The organism is Bradyrhizobium huanghuaihaiense, assembly GCF_007830635.1.
GTDB classification, from domain to species: Bacteria; Pseudomonadota; Alphaproteobacteria; order Rhizobiales; family Xanthobacteraceae; genus Bradyrhizobium; species Bradyrhizobium huanghuaihaiense.
On record NZ_VLLA01000002.1, the window covers coordinates 198,803 to 221,729 of the forward strand.

Consider the following 22,927-nt stretch of genomic DNA (forward strand, 5'->3'; position numbering starts at 1 on the left):
GCGGCGGATAGCATCCTGTCTGGCACCAGAAAAAGTGCCAGATTGGAGAAGAACAAGGTGCCAGTTTCAGAAGGCATGATCGCGGGCCTGATCGATCTGAGGCGGGCCGACGAGGAGGGATTGGCAAGGCAGCTGACGGGGCAGCTCCGAAGCCTGATTGCGAGCGGTCGCCTCGGCAGGGGCCGTGCGCTGCCGTCGAGCCGCCGGCTCGCGAGCGATCTCGGTGTGTCCCGCAACACCGTCACCTACGCGTTCGAGCAGCTCGCCGCGGAGGGGTATTTGGCAGCGTCGCACGGGCGGCGCCCGGTCGTGACCGTCGACGGCGCCGAGCGGATCGATGCAGCAGGGGCAGCTGCATCCCGTCCACGCTCCGGTAAGCCGCGGCTCTCGCCCTGGGCCTCAAAGCTCGGGCAGACCGACTGGCCGATGTCTTATCTGGCGCCGTTAAAGCCGTTGCGTCCGGGGCATGGCGACGCAAGGGAGTTTCCGAACGACATCTGGGGACGCTGCCTGCGCCGCAGCGCCATAGGGGCAGCCAGGCGCGAGCTCGGACCGGTCAACCGGCCGCGCCTGCGCGAGGCGCTGGCGCATTACCTCGCGACCAACCGAGGCGTTCGCGCCACGGCGGAACAGATCCTGATCCTGCCGAGCGCGCAGGCGGCGCTCATGTTGATCGCTGCTGTCGTCATCACGCCCGGCGATGAGGTCTGGGTCGAGGATCCCGGCTATCCCGGTGCCGCGGCAGCCTTCCGTGCGTCTGGCGCGCGCGTGACCGGCATCAAGCTGGACGAGCAGGGCATGCAGCGGATGCCGGGGCCCGCAGCGCCAACACTGATCTTCATGACGCCGTCGCACCAGCATCCGACCGGGCGCCTGATGTCGCTGGCCCGCCGCACCGAGTTTCTCAGGGCGAGCAGGCCCGGCAGGACCTGGATCGTGGAAGATGACTACGACGGCGAATTCCACTACGACAGCCGGCCGGTGCCGGCGTTGCAGGGCCTCGATGCACACGGCCGCGTGTTCTATGTCGGCACCTTCTCGAAGGCGATGACATCGGATATCCGGCTCGGCTATCTCGTCGCGCCGCCGGCACTGGTCAGTACGCTGGAGATCGCGCAGCGACATATCGGGCTGATCGCGTCCAGCCACATCCAGGAGGCGTTGGCCGAGTTCATCGCCGACGGGCATTTCCTCGCGCATCTGCGCCGGATGCGCCGGCTCTATCACGCGCGCCGCGATCATCTCGTCGCGGGGCTGGAGCGCCATCTCGGCGATGTGCTCACGGCCGAAGTGCCCTCGGGCGGCATCCAGCTCGTGGCGCGTCTCAAACGCGGTCGTGCCGATCAGGCGGTGGTCAAACGGCTGGTCGAGGCGGGCGTTGTCACGCGAGCCATATCCAGCCTGGCGCTCGGCAAGCCGCGCGATCACGGCCTGCTGCTCGGCTTTGCGGCGTGGCGCGAGAGCGAGATCAGCGCGGCCGTGCGGACGATGGCGTCGTGCTTCTAGAGCATGATCCGGACCCGAAGGGCCGCGTTAGCGCAAAGTGTGGAGCGGTTTTCCGAATAGATCATGCTCAAACAATAACGCTTCACTCCACGGCCTTCGTCACGATGCGGATCTCCGATGTCAGCGTGCGATGCACCGGGCACTTGTCGGCGATCTCCATCAGCTTCTTGCGCTGCTCGGCATCGAGCGCGCCGTCGATTGCGATGTCGCGCTCGATCTGGTCGAGCATCCCCTCGCGCGTCTCGCACTCCGCGCAGTCCTTGGCATAGATCTTGGAGTGCTTCAGCGTGACCGTGACGCGATCGAGCGGCAGCGACTTGCGGTCGGCATAGAGGCGCATGGTCATGGAGGTGCAGGCCCCGAGCCCTGCAAGCAGGAAGTCGTACGGGCCGGGGCCGGCATCCTCGCCGCCGGCCGCCTTCGGCTCGTCCGCCACCAGATGGTGTGGGCCGACGGTGATGAGCTGGTTGAACTTGCTCTTGCGGGTCTCCTGCACCACGACGTTCCGCGGTTCCTCGGGGAGATCCATCGCTTTTGCGGGTTTTGCGGTGTCGATGTAGCGGCTCGCCCAGGCCACGACCACGTCGGCCGCGTAGAGCGCGTCGGCCGGCCTGGTCAGGAGATGATCGGCGTGGTCGAGCGAGACGAAGCTCTTGGGATGCTTGGCCGCAACGAAAATCTTTGTCGCGTTGTCGATGCCGACGGTGTCGTCAACGGGCGAATGCATCACCAGCAGCGCCTTGTGCAGGCCGGTGACATCCTTCATCAGCTCGTGCTCGACGATGTCGTCGAGGAATTCGCGCTTGATCCGGAACGGGCGCCCCGCGAGCGAGACTTCGACCTCGCCCTGCGTGCGGATGTTGTCGATGTGCTCTTTGAACAGGCCGGTGACGTGGGCGGGATCGGAGGGCGCCGCGATGGTGACGACCGCTCTTGCCTCGGGAATTTTTCCGGCAGCCGCAAGGATAGCGGCACCACCGAGGCTGTGACCGATCAGGAGCGACGGTGCCTTGCGGACACTGCGCAGGTGATCGGCGGCGCGCACGAGATCGGCGACGTTGGAGGAAAAGGTCGAATTGGCGAAATCGCCCTCGCTGGAGCCGAGACCGGTGAAGTCGAAGCGCAGCACGGCGATGCCCCTGGCCGCGAGGGCGACCGAGATGCGCTTGGCCGCCAGCGTGTCCTTGCCGCAAGTGAAGCAGTGCGCGAACAGCGCGTAGGCGGCGGGCTCGCCGTCGGGCAGCTCAAGCGCGGCAGCAAGCTGATGGCCGCCTTCGCTGGTGAACTGAAAGCGTTCCGTAGGCATGGGCTTCCCCCGTTGTTGTTCGAACCTAATCGTCTGAATAGCGCTGCTCGGCCCAGGGATCGCCGCGGTTATGATAGCCGCGGACTTCCCAGAAGCCCGGCGCGTCCCCGGTCAGGAATTCGATCGCCTGGAGCCATTTCGCGCTCTTCCAGAAATAGAGATGCGGCACCACCAGCCGCACCGGCCCGCCGTGTTCCGCCGTCAGCGGCTGGCCGGACCAGCTATGGGCGAGCAGGGCATCCTCGGCGGCAAAGTCCTCCAGCGCGAGGTTGGTGGTGTATCCGTCATAGGAATGCAGCACGACGAAGCGGGCATCCTCGCGCGGCCGGCAGGCGGCGAGCAGCTCGCGCGTGGCGAGGCCTTCCCACTCATTGTCGTAGCGCGACCAGGTCGTCACGCAGTGGATGTCGGAGGTGAACTGCTCCTGCTTCTGCGCGGTGAATTCGGCAAAGGTCCAGAACACGGGATTGTCGACCGCCCCGTAGACGTCGAGCCGCCAGCGCTCGCGCGAGACCGGCGGCATGACCCCGAGATCGAGCACCGGCCAGTCCTTGGTCAGGTGCTGACCGGGCGGCAGGCGCTGGTCTTCCGGCCGCGTGACCTTGCCGGTGAGGAAGCGGCCCTCGCGCGCCCATTTCTCCTTGGTGCGCGTCAGCTTGCTGTCGGGCGGCTCGTTGTCGTCGGCCATGGGTTACTCGTGACGGTGCATTGCGGAAGCGTGCTTGGTGTCGCGCATGGTGGAATAGATGATCAGCGACAGGCAGATGATGCCGGCGAGATAGTAGTAGAACCAGTCCTCATGCCCGATGCTCTTGAAGTAGAGCGCGATCGCCGGCGCGGTGCCGCCGAAGATCGAGACCGTGATGGCGTAGGGCAGGCCGACGCCGAGCGCGCGGACATTGGTCGGGAATAGCTCGGCCTTCACCACGGCGTTGATGGAGGTGTAGCCGGCGACGAACAGCCAGGCGCAGCAGATCAGGATGAAGGCCATGAAGGGCGACTTGGTCTCCTTCAGAGTCATCAGCAGCGGAACGGTCGCGAGCGTGCCGGCGACACCGAAGAAGATCAGCAGCGGCTTGCGGCCGATCCTGTCGGAGATGGCGCCGTAGATCGGTTGCAGGATGGTGGCGAAGATCAGCGTGCCGAAGATCACGAAGGTGGTTTGATCCTCGGTCAGCCCGACCGAGAGCTTAACGAAGGTCTGCATGTAGGTGGTGAAGGTGTAGAACGCCGCGGTGCCGCCGGCGGTGAGGCCGACCACCAGAAGCAGCTCGCGCGGATAGCGCAGCAGATTGGTGATCGAGCCTGTCGGCTTCACCACCTTCTTGGCTTCCTCGAAGGCCTCGGTCTCGTGCAAGCCGCGCCGCATGACTGCCGCAAAGATCGCGAGCGCCGCGCCGATCGCGAAGGGGATGCGCCAGCCCCAGGCCTTCAGCTCTTCCGGCGTCAGGAAGACCTTCTGCAGGAGCAGCAGCACAATGATCGCGGTGAGCTGGCCGCCGATCAGCGTGACGTACTGGAAGCTCGAATAGAAGCCGCGATGCCTGGGATCGGCAACTTCACTCAAGTAGGTGGCGCTGGCGCCGTATTCGCCGCCAAGACTTAAGCCCTCGATCACGCGCGCGACCGCCAGGATGGCCGGGGCGGCAAGACCGATCGAGGCATAGGTCGGCGTCACCGCGATGATCAGCGAGCCGAAGCACATGAAGACGACGGAGAGCGTCAGCGAGATCCGGCGCCCGAAATGATCGGCGAGATAGCCGAAGAACCAGCCACCCAGGGGGCGCATCAGGAAGGTCGCCGCGAACACGACGGCGACGTTCAGTTGCTGGACGACGGGATCGTTGCCGGGGAAGAAGGCGGGGGCGAAATACAGCGCGAACGCGGTGTAGGCGTAGAAGTCATACCATTCGACGAGATTGCCGATCGAGCCGATGAAGATCGCCTTGATGCGGCGTTCGGCGTCGGCAATGTCGAAATGCTCGGAGGCCGGCTTGATTGCTTGGTCTGTCATCGCCGGCCTCCCAGGACATTTGCTGTCTCGAGGCTAGATGGCCTTTCCAAGCAGAAATGGCAACTGGCGGGGGCCGCGCACGGTCCCTTGCGACCAGGTCACGGTGCCCGCCGGGTCGAGCCGGAAGTCCGGGATTCGCTTCAACCATTCCTCGATTGCGACCTGCATCTCCATGCGCGCAAGGTTGGAACCGACGCAGCGATGGATGCCGAGGCCGAAGGCGGCGTGGCGGTTTTCCCGGCGGTCGATCACGACTTTGTCAGCGTCGGGAAACATTTTTGGGTCGCGGTTGGCGGCCGGGAAGGACAGCAGCACCATGTTGCCCGCCTTGACCGGGCAGCCCGAGATCGTGGTTTCCTTGACTACCTCGCGGGCCATGGTCACCGGTGAATAGGCGCGCAGTAGCTCCTCCACGGCGGTCGGGATCAGGGCGGGCTCTGCGATCAATCGCTCGCGGTCGGCCGGTGTCCGGGCGAGATGCCACAGCGAAGAACCGATCGCGCTCCAGGTGGTGTCGATGCCGGCGATCAGAAGCAGCCGCAGCGAGCCCAGCACGTGCGAATCCTCGAGCGGGTTGCCTTCCTTGTCCTTGGCGTTCATCAGATAGGAGATGAGATCGTCGGTCGGCCTCGATCGGCGCGCCTCGATATGCGTCCTGAAATAGTCGCTCATCTCGTGCACGGCCTGGAGCAGCATGTTCTCGTCTTTGATGCCGAGCTCCAGGATCATGTGGATCCAATTGATGAAGAGATCGCTGTCGCTCTCAGGGATGCCGAGCATGTGCGCGATAGCCTGAACCGGGATGTATTTGCTGTAGCGTGCGGCAGCATCCACCTTGCCGTCCGCGATGAACCCGTCGATCAGCTCGTTGCAGATCGCGCGCATCCGTGGTTCCAGCTTCTTCATCGCGTCCGGCGTGAACGGCGGCAGCAGCAACTGCTTGGCCGGCTTGTGCACGGGCGGATCGGACGTGATCGGAGGGGCGGCGTTCCTGGAAATTTCCGGCCGCACGTCGCGGACGATGATCCGGCGCGAGGAGAAATGCTCGGTGTCGTTGGCGATCTCGCGCACCGCCTCGTAAGTCGTCGGCATGTAGCAGCCGAGGAAGCGTTCGGTGCGCACGACCGGGCTTGCGGCGCGCAGCTCATCCCAGATCGGGAAGGGATCGTCCGTCCATTGCGGATCGGTGTGGTCGAAGTCGTTGACCCAGTCGGTGACGGGCGGATGGGCGACAGGCTGGCTGACGTCGGACATCTCGAAAGATCCCTTGGGGCTCGTGTTCGCTGAAAGCATGCGGGACGGCCGGAGACCGCGCTATTCCTCGATCACATCGATGGCGATTTCCGGGCAGTTGGATTTGGCAAGCCACGCCTTGTCTTCGAGTCCCGGCGGGACCGTGCCGTCGCCGGCTTCATGCGCGTTGCCGTATTCGTCGAGCTCGAACAGCTCCGGCGCCAGCGCCTTGCAGCGCGCGTGGCCCTGGCATTTGTCGGGATCGACGTGAACCTTCAGTCGCTCTGCCATGGCGGCGTCCTCGGTCGTTTTGCGTGCGCGCGAAAGGCGGCCCGCGTTCCTCGTGTCAATTTTGTCGGCGGCATTTGCCGCTCGCTTTAAGTTATATGCTATTACATTCGCGGCGGGCTTCCCCTGTCAAGCGCAAACTTATAGGCTTCGCCGTAACATGCGTTCACAACTCGCTCGCAAGCCCGAGAACACCTACCATCATGGCGACCTCCGGGACGCCCTGATCAAGGCGGCGTTGCGCGAGGCGGAGCGGGGCGGCGTCGAGGCGATCAGCATCAAGGCGCTGGCAAAACAGCTCGGCGTCTCGCAGCCGGCGCCGTATCGGCACTTTGCCGATCGGGAGGCCTTGCTTGCGGCAGTGACGGCGGAAGCGTTCCGGCAGCTCAGCGCGATCTTGCGCGAGGCGATGGCAAAGCCGTCGAAGCAATCAAAGCTGTCGCGGCTGGCGCAGGCGACGCTCGATTTCGGCCTGCGTCGCAACGGCATCTACCGCTTGATGTTCGCGTCTCGCACCGTCTCCTGCGCGGCCAAGGGCAGCGAGCTGCACGAGGCGACACGCGAGACGTTCGGGCTGGTGATCGAAGCCCTGGAAGCGCCGGCGGTCGGCTATTTACGGGAACGACACGCACTCAAGATCTGGGCGGCGGTGCATGGCGTGGTGATGCTGGCCGAGCAGGGCCTGTTCACCGGCGAGTCCGCCCATGCCACGCGCGAGGAGCTGGTCGAGGATTTTGTGAGCGAAACCAAGGCCGCGCTGGCGCTCGCGATCAAGAATGCACGGCGCCGGACGAAGGCGGGCGCCTAGGCCTTCGCCTTGAGCAGCCTCATCAGCTTCTCGACCGCGCTGTCCGGCGTCGTCACGACCGGGCGACCCGTGGCCTCCGCGACCAGCGGCGCCGTTGCCGCGATGCTGAACTGCGCCAGCGCGATGACGTCGCAATCGTGCAGATCGCGCGAGGCTTCGGCGATCAGCCGGTCGTGCGTGGCGCGATCGCCCCCGTCGAGCGCGGCAAGTGCGCCCTCGGCGAGCTTCGGCACGACCTGGACCGAAGAGGGGAATTCCGGCGGCATCGAAACCAGCGTTGGCGGGAAGGTGGAGAGCAGGCCGATCCGCTTGCCCATCGTCACCGCGCGCTCGATCATCGCTTCGTTCGGCTTCAAGACCGGCATCGGCGCATGCGCTTGTGCGACGGCCTCGATGCAGGGGCCGAAGGCCGAGCATGTGAACAGGATCGCGTTCACCCCGGTTGCCACAGCATAGCCGCCGAGCGCGAGGAAGCGCTCGGTCATGGCGTCGGTGAGCTCACCGTCGCGCGCCAGATCCGCAGACAGGCTGTCGTCGAGCAGGTTCATCAGCCGCGCCTCGGGCCACGTCTTCGCGAACGCCGCTTCGATCGGGGCGATGGAATGCTTGAGGGCGTGGATGAGTGCGATGCGAGGGGGCGTCGTCATTGAACGTGACTACCTGGTAGGTCTCGCGCCCCGGACGCAGCGCAATGCGAAGTATTGCGTTGCAGAGCCGGGGCCCATTGTGGCCGCTGGGTTCCGGCCCTGCGCAGCGCCGTTGCACGGCGCAGCGCGTCCGGGACACGCGTGCTGTTTACTTGAACGGCACGGCGTACATCACGCCGCCCTTGCTCCAGAGGCCGTTGAGGCCGCGGTCGAGCTTGAGCGGGCTCGCCTTGCCGACGTTGCGCTCATAGATCTCGCCGTAGTTCCCGGTGGCCTTGATCGCCGTGACCAGCCATTTGTTGTCGAGCCCGAGCCGCGAGCCGAGATCGCCGGAGGCGCCCAGCAGGCGCTGGATCGCGGGCGTCTGCGACTTCGTCATCTCCTCGACATTGGCTTGCGTCACGCCGAGCTCCTCGGCCTCGATCAGGCCGTAATGCAGCCAGGTGATGATGTCGCTCCACACCTCGTCACCGTTGCGGGTGAAGGGCCCGAGCGGCTCCTTGCTGATGGTCTGCGGCAGCACGACGTAGTCGGCCGGGTTCGGCGCAGCGGTCGTCACCGCGCCGGCGAGTGCGGAGGCATCCTGGGTCATGGCATCGCAGCGGCCGCCGAAGAAGGTCTGGTACATGGTATCGACGCGGTCGAACACCAGCGGCTTCCAGTCGATGCCGTTGGCGCGGCCGTAATCGCCGAGCGTGACCTCGTGCGTAGTGCCCTGCGCGACGCAGACGGTGGCGCCCTTGAGGTCCTTCAGCTCTTTCACGCCGAGGTCCTTCTTCACCACAAAGCCCTGGCCGTCGTAGAAGTTGATCGGGCCCTGGCGCAGGCCGAGCGTCACGCCGCGCAAATAGGTCTGCGTCGAGTTGCGGTAGAGCACGTCGATCTCGCCCGATTGCAGCGCGGTGAAGCGGTTTTGCGCCGTCAGCGAGACGTAACGTACCTTGCTGGCATCGCCGAGCACGCCGGCGGCAAGCGCGCGGCAATAGTCGACGTCGAGGCCCTTGTAATTGCCTTGCGAGTCCGGCGCCGAGAAGCCGGCAAACCCGGCGCTGACGCCGCACACCAGCGTGCCGCGGCTCTTCACCGTATCCAGCGTCGCCGCCGACGCAACGATCGTCGATGCCGCGAGCACGCCCGCTGCGATAACCACGTTCCTCATATGACTCTCCCCTCAGTGATTGACACTACGCAATACGTTGTCGACGGCCGTGCCGAGCTTGTCGACGATCTGATCGATCTCATCTGCCGATGCGATATAGGGCGGCGCCAGCAGCACATGATCGCCGCGCACACCGTCGACGGTGCCGCCACCGGGATAACAGCCGAGCCCGTTCGCGAAGGCTTCGGCCTTGATCTTCTGATGCAGCTTGAGCGCCGGATCGAACGAAGCGCGCGTCGCGCGATCGGCGACCAGCTCGATCGCCCAGAACAGCCCGCGGCCCCTGATGTCGCCGACATGGCGGTGATTGCCGAAGCGCTCGGTCAGGCGCTGCTCGAGCTGCTTGCCGCGTTCCTTGACGCGGTCGAGCAGGCCGTCCTCGCGGATCACATCCTGCACCGCGAGCGCGGCCGCGCAGGCGAGGGGATGTGCGAGGTAGGTATGGCCGTGCTGGAACGCGCCCGACCCCGCGCGGATGGTGTCGATGATCTTGCCGCTCGCAAGCATCGCGCCGATCGGCTGGTAGCCCCCGCCGAGGCCCTTCGCGATCGCCTGGATATCCGGGGCGACGCCTTCCTGTTCCCAGGCGTGCGTCGTGCCGGTGCGGCCCATGCCGCTCATGACCTCATCGAGGATCAGCAGCGCGCCGTGCCGGTCGCAGATTTCGCGCACCGCCTTGAAGTAGCCGTCCGGCGCGGTCACCGCGCCGGCGGTGGCGCCGACGACGGGCTCGGCCAGGAACGCCGCCACAGTGTCAGGGCCAAGCCGCTGGAATTCGGCTTCGAGCTCCGCGGCCAGTCGCGCCACGAACTGCGCATCCGACTCACGGTCGTGCTTCTCGTGATAGGCAAAGGCCGGCGTGACGTGGCTGAATGCAGAGGAAAGCAGCGGTGCATACGGTGCGCGCCGCCAGGCATTACCGCCGGCGGCGAGCGCGCCGAGCGTGTTGCCGTGATAGCTCTGCCGTCGCGCGATGAAGTGCTGCCGCTGCGGCTCGCCGCGCTCGATGAAATATTGCCGCGCCAGCTTGATGCTGGCCTCGATCGCCTCCGACCCGCCGCTGACGAAATAGGCGTAGGCGAGGCCCCCCGGCTCGTGCCCGACCAGCCTCTCGGCCAGCGCCTCCGCCGGCTCGGAGGAGAAGAAGGCGGTGTGGGCATAGGCCAGCGTCGAGGCCTGTTTCGCCATTGCGGCGATCACGCGCGGGTGCTGGTGGCCGAGGCAGGAGACGGCCGCGCCGCCGGAGGCGTCGATCACACGGCGTCCGTCCTCGGCAAACAGATAGACGCCTTCGCCGCCGATCGCCTTTGGCGGTGTTTCGCGCAGCGAGCGATGCAGCACGCGGCTGGTGCGAGTGCTCATGGATCAACCTTTCTCTGAGACGTAAGTCGAGGCCGCGGCAAGCCGCGCTTCGGTGTTTTCCAGACGCTTCTTCGCGGCGACGCCGCCAAGCGAGAACGTGACCGCAGCGAGCGATTGCGCGATGGCGATCGCGCCGGTGAGGCTGGGAAAGAAACCGGGGGAGGAGGCCGCTTCGAACAGCAGCACATGGTCGGCGCCTTCGGCCATCGGTGCCGAGAGGCTGTCCGCAATCGCGATCAGCGTTGCGCCGCTGCGATGAGCGGCCTGCGCGACGCGGACGCTCGCATGCGTGTAAGGCAGGAAGCCCACGACGATGACGGCTTCGCCGGGACGGAACGCGCCGAGATCGAGATCGTCGGGGCCGGATGCGCCGACGAGCTGCGCCTGCTCGGGCCGGAACAACCGCAGCTCGTAATTCAAGAGTTCCGCCACGCTGCGGCAGCTCCGATAGCCTGCGATCCATATCCGCTTCGCATCGTGCAGCGCACGGGCCGCTTCCGCAATGGGGTGCGCCGGAATGCGCGGCAGGCCGGCGGCCTCGGCTGCGAGCTTGTCGATGACGAGCGCGACATCGGCGTTGGGGCCGTGGCGGCGGCTCTTCGCCCGGCCGGAGAAGGGTGAAGTCTGCGAGGGCCGTCGCGCTTCCGTCAGGGCGGCGCGCAGCTCGTCCCAGCCTGAATAGCCGATCGCCTTGGCGAGCCGCGTGAACGCGGCAGGGTCGGCGCCGGCTTCGGCAGCGAGATCGCGCATCGAACGGGTGGTGGCGTCGTAATCATTGGCGGCGACGAAGCGGCCGACCTCCTGCAGGCGCAGGGGGAGCGATGGCAATGCGATGCGCAGTTCGCTCAGGGGCGAGGATTTCGCGGGCTCGGCCATGAAACATTTGTTGCATGAAACGAGGTTTGGTGCAACAGTTGACGTGCGCCGCCGGAAATCGCTGCATTTGAGAAGGATTTTTGTGCTGTGACCGCCGATCATCCCAGACCGCCGCCGCGCCGCCGCTTCTTCGCGCTCGGGCGCAACGAATTGAAGGGCCTGTTCTGGCAGGTGCTGGTGGTCGGGATCGCGGTCGGAGTGATCGCCTTCCTCTGGTCCAACACAGTCACCAACCTGTCGGCCCGTCGCATCACCACCGGCTTCGCCTTCCTCGGCCGCGAGGCCGGTATGCCGATTGCCGACAGCCTGCTCGCCTACAATCCGAGGGATACGTATCTCTGGGCCTTCGTCGTCGGCATCGCCAACACGCTGCGTGTCGCAGTGATCGGCATCGTGCTCGCGACCGTCCTCGGCACGCTGATCGGTATCTCCAGGCTGTCGGCCAACTGGCTGCTGTCGCGGCTCGCCGCGGTCTATGTCGAAACGCTCCGCGATATCCCGCTGCTGCTCCAGCTACTGTTCTGGTACGTGCTGATGCAGGCGCTGCCCGCCGCGCGCGCAGCGTGGCGGCCCGTCGAGGGCGTGTTCCTCTCCAATCGCGGCCTGATCCTGCCGGCGATCCCATTCGGGCCGCCACAGCTCTGGGTGCTCGGCACGGCGGTGCTGGGTCTGGCTGTGTTCTACATCATCCGGCGATGGCTGATCGCCCAGCAGATGCGCGACGGCAAGCCGCGGCCGGCCTGGCCCTTTGCGCTCGGTCTCATCGTTGCGGCGCCGGCGGCCGTCTCGCTGGTGCTCGGTGTCTCCTGGACGATCGAATGGCCGCAGCTGCGCGGGTTCAATTTCGTCGGCGGGCTGACGCTCGCGCCGGAATATTTCGCGCTGCTGATCGCGCTCGTGACCTACACCTCGGCCTTCATCGCCGAGATCGTGCGCAGCGGCATCCAGTCGGTGCCGCGCGGCCAGTGGGATGCCGCCAATGCGCTCGGCCTGCGCCGCAGCTTCATGCTGCGGCAGATCATCCTGCCGCAGGCGCTGCGTGTGATCGTGCCGCCGATGACGAGCCAGTATCTCAACCTGACCAAGAACTCCTCGCTGGCGGTCGCGATCGGTTACCAGGACGTGGTCTCGGTCGCCAACACCACGCTGAACCAGACCGGGCAGGCGATCGAGGCGATCGCGCTGATCATGGCGGTGTTCCTGACCATCAGCCTTTCCATCAGCTTCTTCATGAACTGGTACAACGCGCGCATCGCGCTGGTGGAGCGCTGAGCATGACTGCGATCACCGACATCCCCGATGCACCCCGCGCCGCCCGCCGGCCGCAGACGGGTAATCCGGTGCTGCGCTGGCTGCGCAAGAACCTGTTCTCGTCGATTCCCAACGGCATTCTCTCAATCGTGCTGTTGGCGATTCTCGCCAAGGGCATCTACAGCTTCGTGCAATGGGGCCTGGCAAACGCGGTCTGGCTGACGCCGGCGAACGATTCCAGCGCCTGCCGCGCGGTGCGTGGCGTCGGTGCCTGCTGGGCCATCATCCCCGAAAAGTACCGCTTCATCCTGTTCGGCACCTATCCGTTCGACGAGCAGTGGCGACCGGCGCTGGCAGTGCTGCTGTTCATCGCGCTGTACTATCTCTCGACCCGCCGCGCGCTGTGGCGGCGCGAGCTGATCTATCTCTGGATCGGCGCGCTGGCGCTGATCAGCGTGCTGATGTGGGGCGGCGTGTTCGGCCTGTCCTTCGTCTCGCAGGACCGCTGGGGCGGCCTTCCCGTGACGCTGATCCTGGCGACGTTCGGTCTCGCCTTCGGCTTCCCGCTCGGCATCCTGGTCGCGCTCGGCCGCCGCTCGAAGCTGCCGGCGATCCGCTCGCTCAGCGTGCTCTATGTCGAGCTGATCCGCGGCGTGCCGCTGGTCAGCCTATTGTTCATGGCAAGCGTGATGTTTCCGCTGTTCATGCCCAGCGGATTCAACATCGACAAGCTCTTGCGCGCGCAGATCGCGATCATCCTGTTCGCCGGTGCCTATCTTGCCGAGGTCATCCGCGGCGGGCTCCAGGCCGTGCCGCGCGGGCAATATGAAGCCGCCGACGCGCTGGGACTGTCCTACTGGCGCAAGCACCGGCTGATCGTCCTGCCGCAGGCGATCCGCCATGTCATCCCGCCGCTGGTCAACACCTTCATCGCCTTCTTCAAGGATACCAGTCTCGTCCTGATCATCGGCATCTTCGACCTGCTCACGACGGCCAAGACCGCGATCATCGATCCTGCCTGGCAGCAGTTTTCGGTCGAGGTCTACATCTTCGTGGCCGCGATCTACTTCGTGTTTTGCTTCGCGATGTCGCGCTACAGCCGCAGCCTGGAGGCGCATACGGCATCGAGGTAACGCTGGACCACGAAATGCCTATGCGACGCCTATGACGCGAGCCCGGATTCAGACTGGGATTTCTACGTTGCCAAAGCCATCTCCAGTTTGCTGGTGGCATTCAACAAGAGGCACGTCGAATCATGATGAAGTCTGTTCTCGCCGCGTCGGCCGTTCTGGTCGCGCTTTGCTCCGCCGCCACCGCGCGCGAGGTGGTGCACCATCCCCATGCGAACTCGGAAGCCGCCGTCCAGCTGTCGCAAGTCCATCCGGGCTCCATGGGCTATTCAGCCATGGCCGAGGACGCCGGCTATGATGCGCACCAGTACACCGGCGGCCCCAAAATGAACGACTAGGACTGACCTTGGCGGCCACGCCGTGGTGACTGGCGGCCTACCAATGGTTTGCTGGCGGAGATGCCGGCACCGGGGGACAGTCAAGGTCCCGCCGGTGCGGCGTATCTTATGCCTTCACCTTCGGGGCGATCGGCGTCGTTGCGCGCAGGCCGAGAATGTCCTCCAGCACCTTTGCGCCGGCGATCACCTGCGCGTCGGCGCGCGGGGCGCCCACCACTTGCACGCCGACCGGCAGGCCCGACGCCGTGAAGCCGCAGGGCAGCGACAGCGACGGGCAGCAGGCGAGCGTGATGGCGTAGACGATGCCGAGCCATTCGATGTAGTTCTCGAACCTCTTGCCGTCGCATTCGGCGACGTAGCGGTTTTCGATCGGGAAGGGCGGCACGATCGTCGTCGGTGTCAGCAACAGATCATAGGTCTTGAAGAACTCGACCGCGCGAGCGGTCATGCCGACGCGCTGCGCCTCGGCGCGCGCGAGCTGCTCGACCGTCAGCTTGAGGCCTTCCTCGATGTTCCAGATCACCTCGGGCTTGAGCAGGTCGCGCTTGGTGCGCAGCAGATTGGCCTTGGTGATCGCGAAATCGAAGGCGCGCAGTACGTGGAAGCATTCATGCGCCTCGCGCCAGTCCGGATGCGCCTCCTCGACGATGGCGCCGGCCTCCGCAAAACGTTCGGCGGCCTTGCGCGTGATCGCCTTCACTTCGGGATCAACAGGGGTGATGCCGAGATCGGGCGAATACGCGATGCGCTTCGGTCTCTTGCCCGCCTGGGCCGCCGACAGGAACGAGGTTGCGGGCGCCGGCAGCGATAGCGGATCGTCCGCATAGTCGCCGCTCATGGCATCCAGCAGCAGCGCGAGATCCTCGACGTTGCGTGCCATCGGGCCGACCACGCCGAGATTGCGATCGATGCTCGATTTGGGGGTATGCGCGACGCGCCCGATGCTCGGCCGCATGCCGACGACGCCGCAGAACGCCGCCGGGCTGCGTAAAGATCCACCCATGTCGGAGCCCTGCGCGAGCCAGGCCATGCCGGTCGCAAGGGCCACGGCCGCGCCGCCGGAGGAGCCGGCTGCCGATTTCGTCGTATCCCAGGGATTGAGCGTCGCGCCGAACACCTCGTTGAAGGTGTTGGCGCCGGCGCCGAATTCCGGCGTATTGGATTTGGCGTAGACCACCGCGCCGTTGGCTTCGAGATTCTCGACCATGAGGTCGGACTTCGCGGGGATGTTGTCCTTGAAGATCGGCGAGCCCTGCGTGTTCAGCACGCCGGCGACGTCGGTCAGGTCCTTGATCGGTACCGGCAGGCCCGCGAGCAATCCGCGCGCACCGGCCGGTTTCTGCATCATGGCTTTCGCATTGGTCCGGGCGCGATCGAAGCACAGGATCGGCAGCGCGTTCACCTTGCCGTCGACCTCACCGATGCGCTTCTCCAGCACATCCAGCAGCTCGAGTGGCGAGACGTCGCCGGAGCGCAGCTTGTCGACGACGGTGCTGGCGGTTTCGCGGATCAGGTCTTGAGACAACTATCTTACTCCTGTGCTTATTCTTGGTTCGTCATTGCGAGCGTAGCGAAGCAATCCAGACTGCTACCCGCGGATACAATCCTGGATTGCTTCGCTGCGCTCGCAATGACGAGGATAGGGCTAACCCCAGCCTGCGCTGATGCCGCCGTCGACCGTGTAGATCACGCCCGAGGTATAGCCGGCGCGATCCGAGGCGAGGAACGCCATGAGGTCGCCGATCTCACGCGCGTGCGCGGGGCGGCCGAGCGGCAGGCTCTTCTGGAATTCCTTGTAGCGGCTCTCGTCGCCGAACTGGTGCTTTGCGCGCGTCTTGAGCAGGGTGACGTGGCGGTCGGTGCCGACAGGACCGGGATTGATGCCGACCACGCGGATGTTGTCGGCAAGACTCTTGCCGCCGAGCGCACGGGTGAAGGCCATCAGCGCCGCATTGCCGGCGCTGCCGCAGATGTAATTGGCGTCGAATTTCTCGCCGGCCGCGCCGATGTCGTTGACGATGACGCCGCCGCCCTTGGCCTTCATCTGCGCGTAGATATACCGCGTGAGGTTGATGTAGCCGAACACCTTCAATTCCCAGGCGTGCCGCCAGGTTGCCTCGTCGATCTTGTCGATCGAGCCGCCGGGGATATCGCCGGCGTTGTTGACGAGGACGTCGATGTCGGCGGCTTCCTTGGCCAGCCGCGCCACGTCCTCTTCCTTGCGCAGGTCGACAATGCTCGTTGCGGCGTCGATCTGGTGCGCGGCGCGCAAGCGATCGGCCAGCGCTTTCAGCGCCTCGCCGCTGCGGGCTGCCAGCAGGAGATGCGCGCCTTCCTCGGCAAACGCCTCGGCGGCGGCTGCGCCAATGCCCTTGGATGCGCCGGTGATCAGGACGCGCTTGCCACGCAGATGCAGATCCATGGGGAGTACTCGCAGGATGGGAACAGGATAAAATCAGTAGGCGCCCGGCTGCGCCATGGTCAACATTGCAGTGCAGCGTTGCACTGCCGCCGACTTTGGTTCATTGCAGTGCGGTCAAAAAAGACGGCGCTGCCGGACCAACCAAGGACGTTCTCGATGAGCAAGAAACAATACCGGATCGCGGTCATTCCCGGCGACGGCATCGGCAAGGAAGTGATGCCGGAAGGCCTGCGCGTTCTGGAGGCGGCCGCGAAGAAGCATGGAGTTTCCGTGCATTTCGACCATTTCGACTTCTCGTCCTACGATTATTACGAGAAGCACGGCCAGATGATGCCCGATGACTGGAAGGAGAAGATCGGCAAGCACGACGCGATCTATTTCGGCGCGGTCGGCTGGCCGGCCAAGATTCCCGATCACGTCTCGCTGTGGGGCTCGCTGATCAAGTTCCGCCGCGAGTTCGATCAGTACGTGAATTTGCGTCCGGTGCGGCTGATGCCCGGCGTGCCGTCGCCGCTGGCGGGCCGCAAGCCCGGCGACATCGATTTCTGGGTGGTGCGCGAGAACACCGAAGGCGAATATTCCTCGGTCGGCGGCCGCATGTTCCCGGACACCGACCGTGAGTTCGTCACCCAGCAGACGGTGATGACCCGCACCGGCGTGGATCGCATTCTCAAGTTCGCCTTCGAGCTCGCGCAGTCACGGCCGAAGAAGCACCTGACCTCGGCGACCAAGTCCAACGGCATCTCCATCACCATGCCCTATTGGGACGAGCGTGTGGAGGCGATGGCCAAGAAGTTCCCGGGCGTGAAGTGGGACAAGTACCACATCGACATTCTCACCGCGAACTTCGTGCTGCATCCGGACTGGTTCGACGTCGTGGTCGGCTCGAACCTGTTCGGTGACATCCTGTCCGATCTCGGCCCCGCCTGCACCGGCACGATCGGCATCGCGCCGTCCGGCAACATCAATCCCGAGGGCGATTTCCCCTCGGTGTTCGAGCCGGTGCACGGTTCGGCGCCTGACATCGCAGGGCAGGGCATTGCCAACCCGATCGGTGCGATCTGGTCAGGCGCAATGATGTTCGAGCATCTCGGCGAGAAGGAAGCCGGCAAGTCGATCGTCGAGGCGATCGAGCGCACGCTCGCCGAACGCACGCTCCGCACCAAGGACCTCGGCGGCAACGCCGACACCACGGCCTGCGGCAAGGCGGTCGCGGATATGGTGGATTGAGGCAGGGCGACACTGCGTAGGGTAGGTTAGCCCCGCGGCCGCGCGAAGCGTGGTCCGCTGGGCGTAACCCACCTCTTCTGTTTCCGCGGATACGAACAGTGGTGGGTTACGCCGCGCAGATGCGCTTCGCGCATCCGCACGACTAACCCACCCTACGATTAAACATAAGACTTCCGCGCCGGATCGAAGATCGGCGGATAATCATTCTCGTCGAGCAGATCGAGAAACGGGTCGAGCCCCCTGGTCTTGATGAGCCCGAGCTCCTGATGCGAGATCAGGTTCACGGTCAAAATCTCCACGGGATCGCCCGCGATCTCCAGCGCCTCGGCGATCTGCTTATCGGGGCCGATGATCGGTGTGAGAAACAGGAATGTCTGGAAGTCCGTTCCTGCAACCGGCGGCCACGGCAGCGCGACGCGATGGCCGAAGCCGAACCAGGTCGTGTCGACGAACGGCAGATTGGCCAGCCAGCGAAGATTTGCGCAAACCTCCTCTGTCGGTTCGCGGACATACCACATCAGCTCGGCACGCGGCTTTGCGTCCCCAGGCACCCCCGGCATCCGTTGCTCGCTCATGCCGTTGGTCAGAAGCACGTAGCCTTCGTCAGATCCCTCCTGGCACACCGGCACGAAATCGCGGCCAAAGGCGTGGATGTCGATGCGGCGCTCCGCGCTTTCCTTGAAGCTGTACTCGGGCTCGCCAAGCTCGCTCTCATAGATGCCGAGCCGTTGCCGGTAGAGGTCGGCTGCGTGTGATGGCTCCGCGGAGCCGGACATGAGCTTTGCGAGACGGGAGAACATGTGAACCTCGGGGCGGATGTGGACCGGGATATCCGCGTTGTCGCGAGACGACGCGGGCCGGTTCAAATCCGCTCCACGAGGGCGGCGATGCTGCGCTTTAGTCCAGACCTACTTGCGCGATAGTGCATTCGGCCGGGCTATTCTCAGCGATGCGCTTCATTCGGTCAGCCCACGATCTTCTCGATCGCCGCCTGATCCAACCCGAACTTCTTCCCGGCCTCCAGAATCTCCTGCCAGGTGGTTGGATCGACCGGAATGCCCTGGGCGAGGCGCTTCTTCTTGGTCTCGCGCTCGGGATCGCCGGCGATCAGTACCTTGTCGACGCCGGGGCCGGGCGGTGAGCCGGTGTGCCAGGCAACAAAACTCTCGACTTCGCGCGCGAGATTTTCGCCGGTGCCGAGCTTGCCCGGGTCGATGATGATCGAGAGCATGCCGTTGAGGACGTTGTACTTGCCGTCGGACGGGCCCTTGACCACCTGCCCGCCGGAGAGCGCGCCGCCGAGGATTTCGCACACGAGCGCGAGCCCCGAACCCTTGTGCTCGCCGAACGGCAGGATGGCGCCGTACGGCGGAATCACGGTGTAGCGCGGATTGACCGTGGGCTTGCCTTCATTGTCGATGATGGTGCCGGGCTCCAGCTCGACGCCCTTGTTGTGGGCGACGCGGGTCTTGCCTTGCGCGATCCTGCTGGTGGCGAAGTCGAGCACGATGGGATCCTTGCCCCTGCGCGGGATGCCGACGCAGAACGGGTTGGTGCCGTGACGGGCATCGCTGCCGCCCCAGGGCGCCACGATCGGGCGCGAAATCACGTTGACGAAGTGAATCGAGACCAGCCCGTGGTCGATGCACTGCTCGGCCCAGTGGCCGATGCGGCCGATATGGTGCGAGTTGGAGAGGCCGACGAGACACACGCCGTTGCGCTTGGCGCGCTCGGCCGCCAGCTCCATCGCTTCATGGCCGATCACCTGGCCGTAGCCGGTGAGACCGTCGAGGGTGAGAAGCGGACCCGTGTCGAGCACGATCTTGACGTGCTGGTTCACGGCGAGGCCGCCATTGGTGACGCTCTGGACATAGCGCGGGATCATGCCGACGCCGTGCGAGTCGTGTCCTTTAAGATTGGCCTCGACGAGGTTGGCGGAGACGAGATCGGCTTCGCGGTCCGAGGAGCCGCCCGCCTTGACGATGGCGCGGATGGCGTTGGTGAGAGGCTCTGCCTTGATGGTGCGATAGTCGGCCATTGTTGTTGCTCTTATCCTTTCACGATTTGATGGCGGCGTAGGGTGGGTTAGGCGGAGCCGCCCACCTCTTCCGTCTCCGCGGAAGTAGAAGTGGTGGGTTAGGCCGAGCAGATGCGCTTTGCGCATCTGCTGGGCTAACCCACCCTACGAATTTACGATCCGGCGGCAGTGAACCCACGCCGCTTCAATCAGGTTTTCGCTCGCCTCCGGCGTGCGGAAGGCGGAATGCGCCGACAGCGTCACGTTCGGAATCTTCGTCAGCGGATGATCGACGGGCAGCGGCTCGATGTTGAAGACGTCGAGGCCGGCATGGCGGATATGGCCGGACTTCAGCGCGTCGATCATCGCGGCCTCGTCGACGATCGCGGCGCGGGCGGTGTTGACGAGGATGACGCCGCGCTTCATCGCAAAAATCTTCTCGCGGGTGATCATGCCGCGCGTCTCGTCGTTGAGCAGCAGATGCAGCGACACGACGTCGCTTTTCGCCAGTACCGTGTCGAGATCGGTGAATTCGACGCCGGGATGGCTCTTCGGCGAGCGGTTCCAGGCGATCACCTTCATGCCGCTGCCCGTGGCAATGCGCGCGACCTCCGCGGCGATGCCCCCGAAGCCGATCAGGCCGAGCGTCTTGCCGGTGAGCTGCATGCCGTCCTCGCGCAGCCAGCTGCCGGCGCGCATCTCGCGGTCCATCATCGCGATGACGCGGGCCGAGGCCCACATCAGCGCGATCGCGGATTCCGCCACGGCGGTGTCGCCATAGCCCTTGATCAGATGCACGGAGATGCCGAGCTCGGCGAGCTCTTCCGGGTTCATGTAACTGCGCGCGCCGGTGCCGAGGAAAACGACATGCTTCAGGCCGGTGCATTTCTTCGCCACCTCGGTCGGCAGCGCCGTGTGGTCGACGATCGCGATCTCGGCTCCGTCGAGGATCTCAGGATATTGCTCGGGCTTGATGTCGGGATCCCGGTGAATCCGCACCTCGGGATCACCTGATCTCTCCAGCCGCTCCATGATCACGGCGAGGGCTTCGTTGGCGTCGACGAAAACTCCGCGCATGGCTCTCTCCGGTCAGGATGCGACGCCGGCGATCGCCAGCACGGTATGCATGAGGACGTTGGTGCCCGCGGCGCAGTCGGGCTGCGTGGCGTCCTCCAGCTCGTTGTGGCTGATGCCGTCCTTGCAGGGCACGAAAACCATCGCCGCCGGCATGACAGTGTTGAGATTGCAGGCGTCGTGGCCGGCGCCGGAGGTGATGCGGCGGGAGGAATAGCCGAGCGTCTTCGCCGCGTTCTCGACCGCCGCAATCAGCTTCGGATCAAAATGTGTCGGCGGCTTGCGCCAGACGAGGTCGATCTTGACCTCGACCTTGCGGCGCGCGGCGATCTCGGCGATGCCGGCGCGCAGGTCGCGGTCGAGCGCATCCATGATGGCGCCATCCGCGCTGCGGCAGTCCATGGTGAAGGCGATCTCGCCGGGAATGACGTTGCGCGAGGGGTTTGCGATCACGGCCTCGCCGATGGTGCCGACCGCGTTCGGGCCGTGCTTCTTCGCAATCGCCTCCATCGCCAGCACGATCTCCGACAGCGTTGCCAGCGCATCGCGCCGCAGCGGCATCGGCGTCGAGCCCGCATGGCTCTCGAAGCCGGAAATCTTGCCGTCGTACCAGAGCACGCCCTGGCCGGAGTCGACGACGCCGATGGTCTTGCCTTCGGCTTCCAGGATCGGGCCCTGCTCGATATGCAGCTCGACGAAGCAGCCGAGCTTCTGGAAGCCGACCGGCTTGTCGCCGCGATAGCCGATGCTGTCGAGCGCCTGACCGACGGTGGTGCCGTCGATGTCCTTGCGCGACAAAATGTCGTCGGTGGTGAAATCGCCGACATAGGCGGCGGAGGCCATCATCGCCGGCGCGAAGCGCGAGCCTTCCTCATTGGTCCAGTTGACGACGCAGATCGGAGCCTCGGTCTCGATGCCAGCGTCGTTCAGCGTGCGGATCACTTCCAGCGCGCCGAGCGTTCCCAAAATGCCGTCATACTTGCCGCCGGTCGGCTGGGTGTCGAGATGCGAGCCGATGCCGACCGGCAGCTTCGACATGTCGCGGCCCTTGCGCAGGCCGAACTGCGAGCCAAGCGCATCGACATGCACTTCGAGGCCGGCGTCCTCGCAAGCCTTGCGGAACCAGTCGCGCACCTGCTTGTCTTCGCTGCTCAGCGTCAGTCGCCGCACGCCGCCCTTGGCCGTCCCGCCGAACTGCGCGGTCTCGTGAATGGAGCCCCAGAGGCGGGCGGAATCGATTTGCAGATTGGTGGCGGCTCGGCTCATGCGGTCGTTCTCTCTTTTGTCCGGCGCCTTTTTCAATGACGCGCCAGCGCGGGCGCGTCAACCGCGAGGCTGCTCTGCGCAATCTGACATGCAAGCTCGGCGACGCGCTCCACGGCGACGACGTCGGGTGAGGCGAGCCAGCTTGCGGTGAACGTCAGCGGTGCGATTGCAAGATCGGTGTCGAGCAGTTGCAGCCGCCCGTCGGCAAGCTCGTTCTCGACGATGGCATCGGGGATCACGGCGATGCCGAGCCCCTCGACCGCCATGTGGATGACGGTCGCCAGCGAAGCGGACGCATGCAGCCGGATCGGCGGCAGCTCCGGCCGGTCGAACACCTCGCGCACGACCTCGTAAGGCTTGGTCTTGCGCGGGAAGGTGATGATCGGAAACCGCGCGAGCTCCGCCGGCGTGACCGGGCCCTTGCCGAGCCCGAGCGAGGGGCTTGCTAGGAATCCGATCGGGTAGTCGGCGAGCACGCGGTTGTGCACGCCGGAGGCCGACAGCGGCCCGACCACGAAGGCGAGCTCGATCTCCTGCGCGAGCAGGCGCGCGGTAAGGTTCGGCGTGATGTCGACCTCGATCTCCAGCGACAGGTTCGGATAGATCTCGTTCACGCTCTTCACGAGGCGCGGCAGCCAAGTGTGCACGATGGTTTCGGCGACGCCGAGCCGCATCACGCCGCGCATCGCCGAGCGGTCGCCGATCTCCGCCATCATCTGCGCGCGCAGGCCGATCAGCTTCTCGGCATAGACCATCATCTGCCGGCCGCTTGGCGTTGGCGAAGCGACGCGATGATCGCGGTTCAGCAGCTTCACGCCCATCTCGCGCTCGAGCTGGGCGATGCGCTGGGAGATCGCCGGCTGGGTGGTGTTGAGCCGTGCGGCGGCGCCGCGAAAGCTGCCGAGCTTCACAACCCAGAGGAATGTCTCGATCGACCTGAAGTCCAGCATTGGAAGGATTTTCCCAGTCGATAAATTGGATTTATCGATATTGATTAGAA

The 22,927-nt window shown here is 65.3% G+C and carries 22 protein-coding genes; 6 read left to right on the forward strand and 16 right to left on the reverse strand.

Features of this window, described 5'->3' with window-relative positions:
- The first annotated feature begins 75 nt into the window (after positions 1–75).
- Positions 76–1,506, forward strand: coding sequence for a MocR-like pyridoxine biosynthesis transcription factor PdxR (pdxR, locus tag IQ16_RS04950; RefSeq protein ID WP_018648113.1), 1,431 nt, complete (start codon positions 76–78; stop codon positions 1,504–1,506).
- Positions 1,507–1,588: 82 nt separating this feature from the next.
- On the opposite strand, the gene IQ16_RS04955 is transcribed toward pdxR, so the two are convergent.
- From IQ16_RS04955 to IQ16_RS04975, 5 genes are read right to left on the reverse strand one after another with little or no spacing between them, the layout of a single operon-like run.
- Positions 1,589–2,812, reverse strand: a complete 1,224-nt coding sequence (locus tag IQ16_RS04955) for a bifunctional alpha/beta hydrolase/OsmC family protein (RefSeq protein WP_018648112.1) — start codon at positions 2,810–2,812, stop codon at positions 1,589–1,591.
- A 25-nt stretch (positions 2,813–2,837) separates the two neighbouring features.
- Positions 2,838–3,500: a sulfite oxidase-like oxidoreductase gene (locus tag IQ16_RS04960; RefSeq protein ID WP_018648111.1), complete on the reverse strand. Its 663-nt coding sequence runs from the start codon at positions 3,498–3,500 to the stop codon at positions 2,838–2,840.
- A 3-nt stretch (positions 3,501–3,503) separates the two neighbouring features.
- Positions 3,504–4,826, reverse strand: a complete 1,323-nt coding sequence (locus IQ16_RS04965) for an MFS transporter (RefSeq protein WP_018648110.1) — start codon at positions 4,824–4,826, stop codon at positions 3,504–3,506.
- A 33-nt stretch (positions 4,827–4,859) separates the two neighbouring features.
- Positions 4,860–6,080, reverse strand: coding sequence for a cytochrome P450 (locus tag IQ16_RS04970; RefSeq protein WP_018648109.1), 1,221 nt, complete (start codon positions 6,078–6,080; stop codon positions 4,860–4,862).
- Between the two features lie 60 nt (positions 6,081–6,140).
- Positions 6,141–6,350, reverse strand: coding sequence for a ferredoxin (locus IQ16_RS04975; RefSeq protein WP_018648108.1), 210 nt, complete (start codon positions 6,348–6,350; stop codon positions 6,141–6,143).
- A gap of 157 nt (positions 6,351–6,507) precedes the next feature.
- Between IQ16_RS04975 and IQ16_RS04980 the strand changes: the two genes are divergently transcribed.
- On the forward strand, positions 6,508–7,155 hold the full coding sequence (locus IQ16_RS04980) for a TetR/AcrR family transcriptional regulator (protein ID WP_018648107.1): 648 nt from the start codon (positions 6,508–6,510) through the stop codon (positions 7,153–7,155).
- Here the strand turns inward: IQ16_RS04980 and IQ16_RS04985 are convergent.
- From IQ16_RS04985 to IQ16_RS05000, 4 genes are all read right to left on the reverse strand, one after another.
- Positions 7,152–7,802 carry an aspartate/glutamate racemase family protein gene (locus IQ16_RS04985; protein ID WP_018648106.1) on the reverse strand — a complete coding sequence of 217 codons (651 nt, stop codon included), beginning with the start codon at positions 7,800–7,802 and terminating at the stop codon, positions 7,152–7,154. The two genes, IQ16_RS04980 and IQ16_RS04985, sit on opposite strands and share 4 nt — an antisense overlap.
- A gap of 148 nt (positions 7,803–7,950) precedes the next feature.
- Complete coding sequence (locus tag IQ16_RS04990; protein ID WP_018648105.1) at positions 7,951–8,961, reverse strand: amino acid ABC transporter substrate-binding protein; 1,011 nt, start codon at positions 8,959–8,961, stop codon at positions 7,951–7,953.
- A 12-nt stretch (positions 8,962–8,973) separates the two neighbouring features.
- On the reverse strand, positions 8,974–10,323 hold the full coding sequence (locus IQ16_RS04995; RefSeq protein WP_018648104.1) for an aspartate aminotransferase family protein: 1,350 nt from the start codon (positions 10,321–10,323) through the stop codon (positions 8,974–8,976).
- Positions 10,324–10,326: 3 nt separating this feature from the next.
- On the reverse strand, positions 10,327–11,199 hold the full coding sequence (locus IQ16_RS05000) for a MurR/RpiR family transcriptional regulator (RefSeq protein WP_018648103.1): 873 nt from the start codon (positions 11,197–11,199) through the stop codon (positions 10,327–10,329).
- An 87-nt stretch (positions 11,200–11,286) separates the two neighbouring features.
- Between IQ16_RS05000 and IQ16_RS05005 the strand changes: the two genes are divergently transcribed.
- From IQ16_RS05005 to IQ16_RS05015, 3 genes are all read left to right on the forward strand, one after another.
- Positions 11,287–12,471 (forward strand): amino acid ABC transporter permease, encoded by a 1,185-nt coding sequence (locus IQ16_RS05005; RefSeq protein ID WP_018648102.1) that lies wholly within the window; start codon positions 11,287–11,289, stop codon positions 12,469–12,471.
- Between the two features lie 2 nt (positions 12,472–12,473).
- Positions 12,474–13,583: an amino acid ABC transporter permease gene (locus tag IQ16_RS05010; protein WP_018648101.1), complete on the forward strand. Its 1,110-nt coding sequence runs from the start codon at positions 12,474–12,476 to the stop codon at positions 13,581–13,583.
- 122 nt (positions 13,584–13,705) lie between these two features.
- On the forward strand, positions 13,706–13,918 hold the full coding sequence (locus IQ16_RS05015; protein ID WP_018648100.1) for a hypothetical protein: 213 nt from the start codon (positions 13,706–13,708) through the stop codon (positions 13,916–13,918).
- A 106-nt stretch (positions 13,919–14,024) separates the two neighbouring features.
- Here IQ16_RS05015 and IQ16_RS05020 read toward each other — a convergent pair whose 3' ends face one another.
- Together IQ16_RS05020 and IQ16_RS05025 are read right to left on the reverse strand one after the other, a co-directional pair.
- The gene (locus IQ16_RS05020) at positions 14,025–15,443 is read right to left on the reverse strand and encodes an amidase (RefSeq protein WP_018648099.1); all 1,419 of its coding nucleotides are present in this window, start codon (positions 15,441–15,443) and stop codon (positions 14,025–14,027) included.
- 120 nt (positions 15,444–15,563) lie between these two features.
- Positions 15,564–16,340, reverse strand: a complete 777-nt coding sequence (locus IQ16_RS05025; RefSeq protein WP_018648098.1) for an SDR family oxidoreductase — start codon at positions 16,338–16,340, stop codon at positions 15,564–15,566.
- Positions 16,341–16,496: 156 nt separating this feature from the next.
- Between IQ16_RS05025 and IQ16_RS05030 the strand changes: the two genes are divergently transcribed.
- On the forward strand, positions 16,497–17,570 hold the full coding sequence (locus tag IQ16_RS05030; RefSeq protein WP_018648097.1) for a tartrate dehydrogenase: 1,074 nt from the start codon (positions 16,497–16,499) through the stop codon (positions 17,568–17,570).
- A gap of 158 nt (positions 17,571–17,728) precedes the next feature.
- Here the strand turns inward: IQ16_RS05030 and IQ16_RS05035 are convergent, their stop codons facing one another.
- From IQ16_RS05035 to IQ16_RS05055, 5 genes are all read right to left on the reverse strand, one after another.
- Positions 17,729–18,370: a suppressor of fused domain protein gene (locus tag IQ16_RS05035; protein ID WP_020608145.1), complete on the reverse strand. Its 642-nt coding sequence runs from the start codon at positions 18,368–18,370 to the stop codon at positions 17,729–17,731.
- Between the two features lie 164 nt (positions 18,371–18,534).
- Positions 18,535–19,608: a malate/lactate/ureidoglycolate dehydrogenase gene (locus tag IQ16_RS05040; RefSeq protein WP_018648095.1), complete on the reverse strand. Its 1,074-nt coding sequence runs from the start codon at positions 19,606–19,608 to the stop codon at positions 18,535–18,537.
- 144 nt (positions 19,609–19,752) lie between these two features.
- The gene (locus IQ16_RS05045) at positions 19,753–20,664 is read right to left on the reverse strand and encodes an NAD(P)-dependent oxidoreductase (protein ID WP_018648094.1); all 912 of its coding nucleotides are present in this window, start codon (positions 20,662–20,664) and stop codon (positions 19,753–19,755) included.
- Between the two features lie 12 nt (positions 20,665–20,676).
- Entirely contained in the window at positions 20,677–21,927 is a 1,251-nt protein-coding gene (locus tag IQ16_RS05050) for a Zn-dependent hydrolase (protein WP_018648093.1), read from the reverse strand.
- A gap of 32 nt (positions 21,928–21,959) precedes the next feature.
- Positions 21,960–22,877 carry a LysR family transcriptional regulator gene (locus IQ16_RS05055; RefSeq protein WP_018648092.1) on the reverse strand — a complete coding sequence of 306 codons (918 nt, stop codon included), beginning with the start codon at positions 22,875–22,877 and terminating at the stop codon, positions 21,960–21,962.
- Between the last annotated feature and the right edge of the window lie 50 nt (positions 22,878–22,927).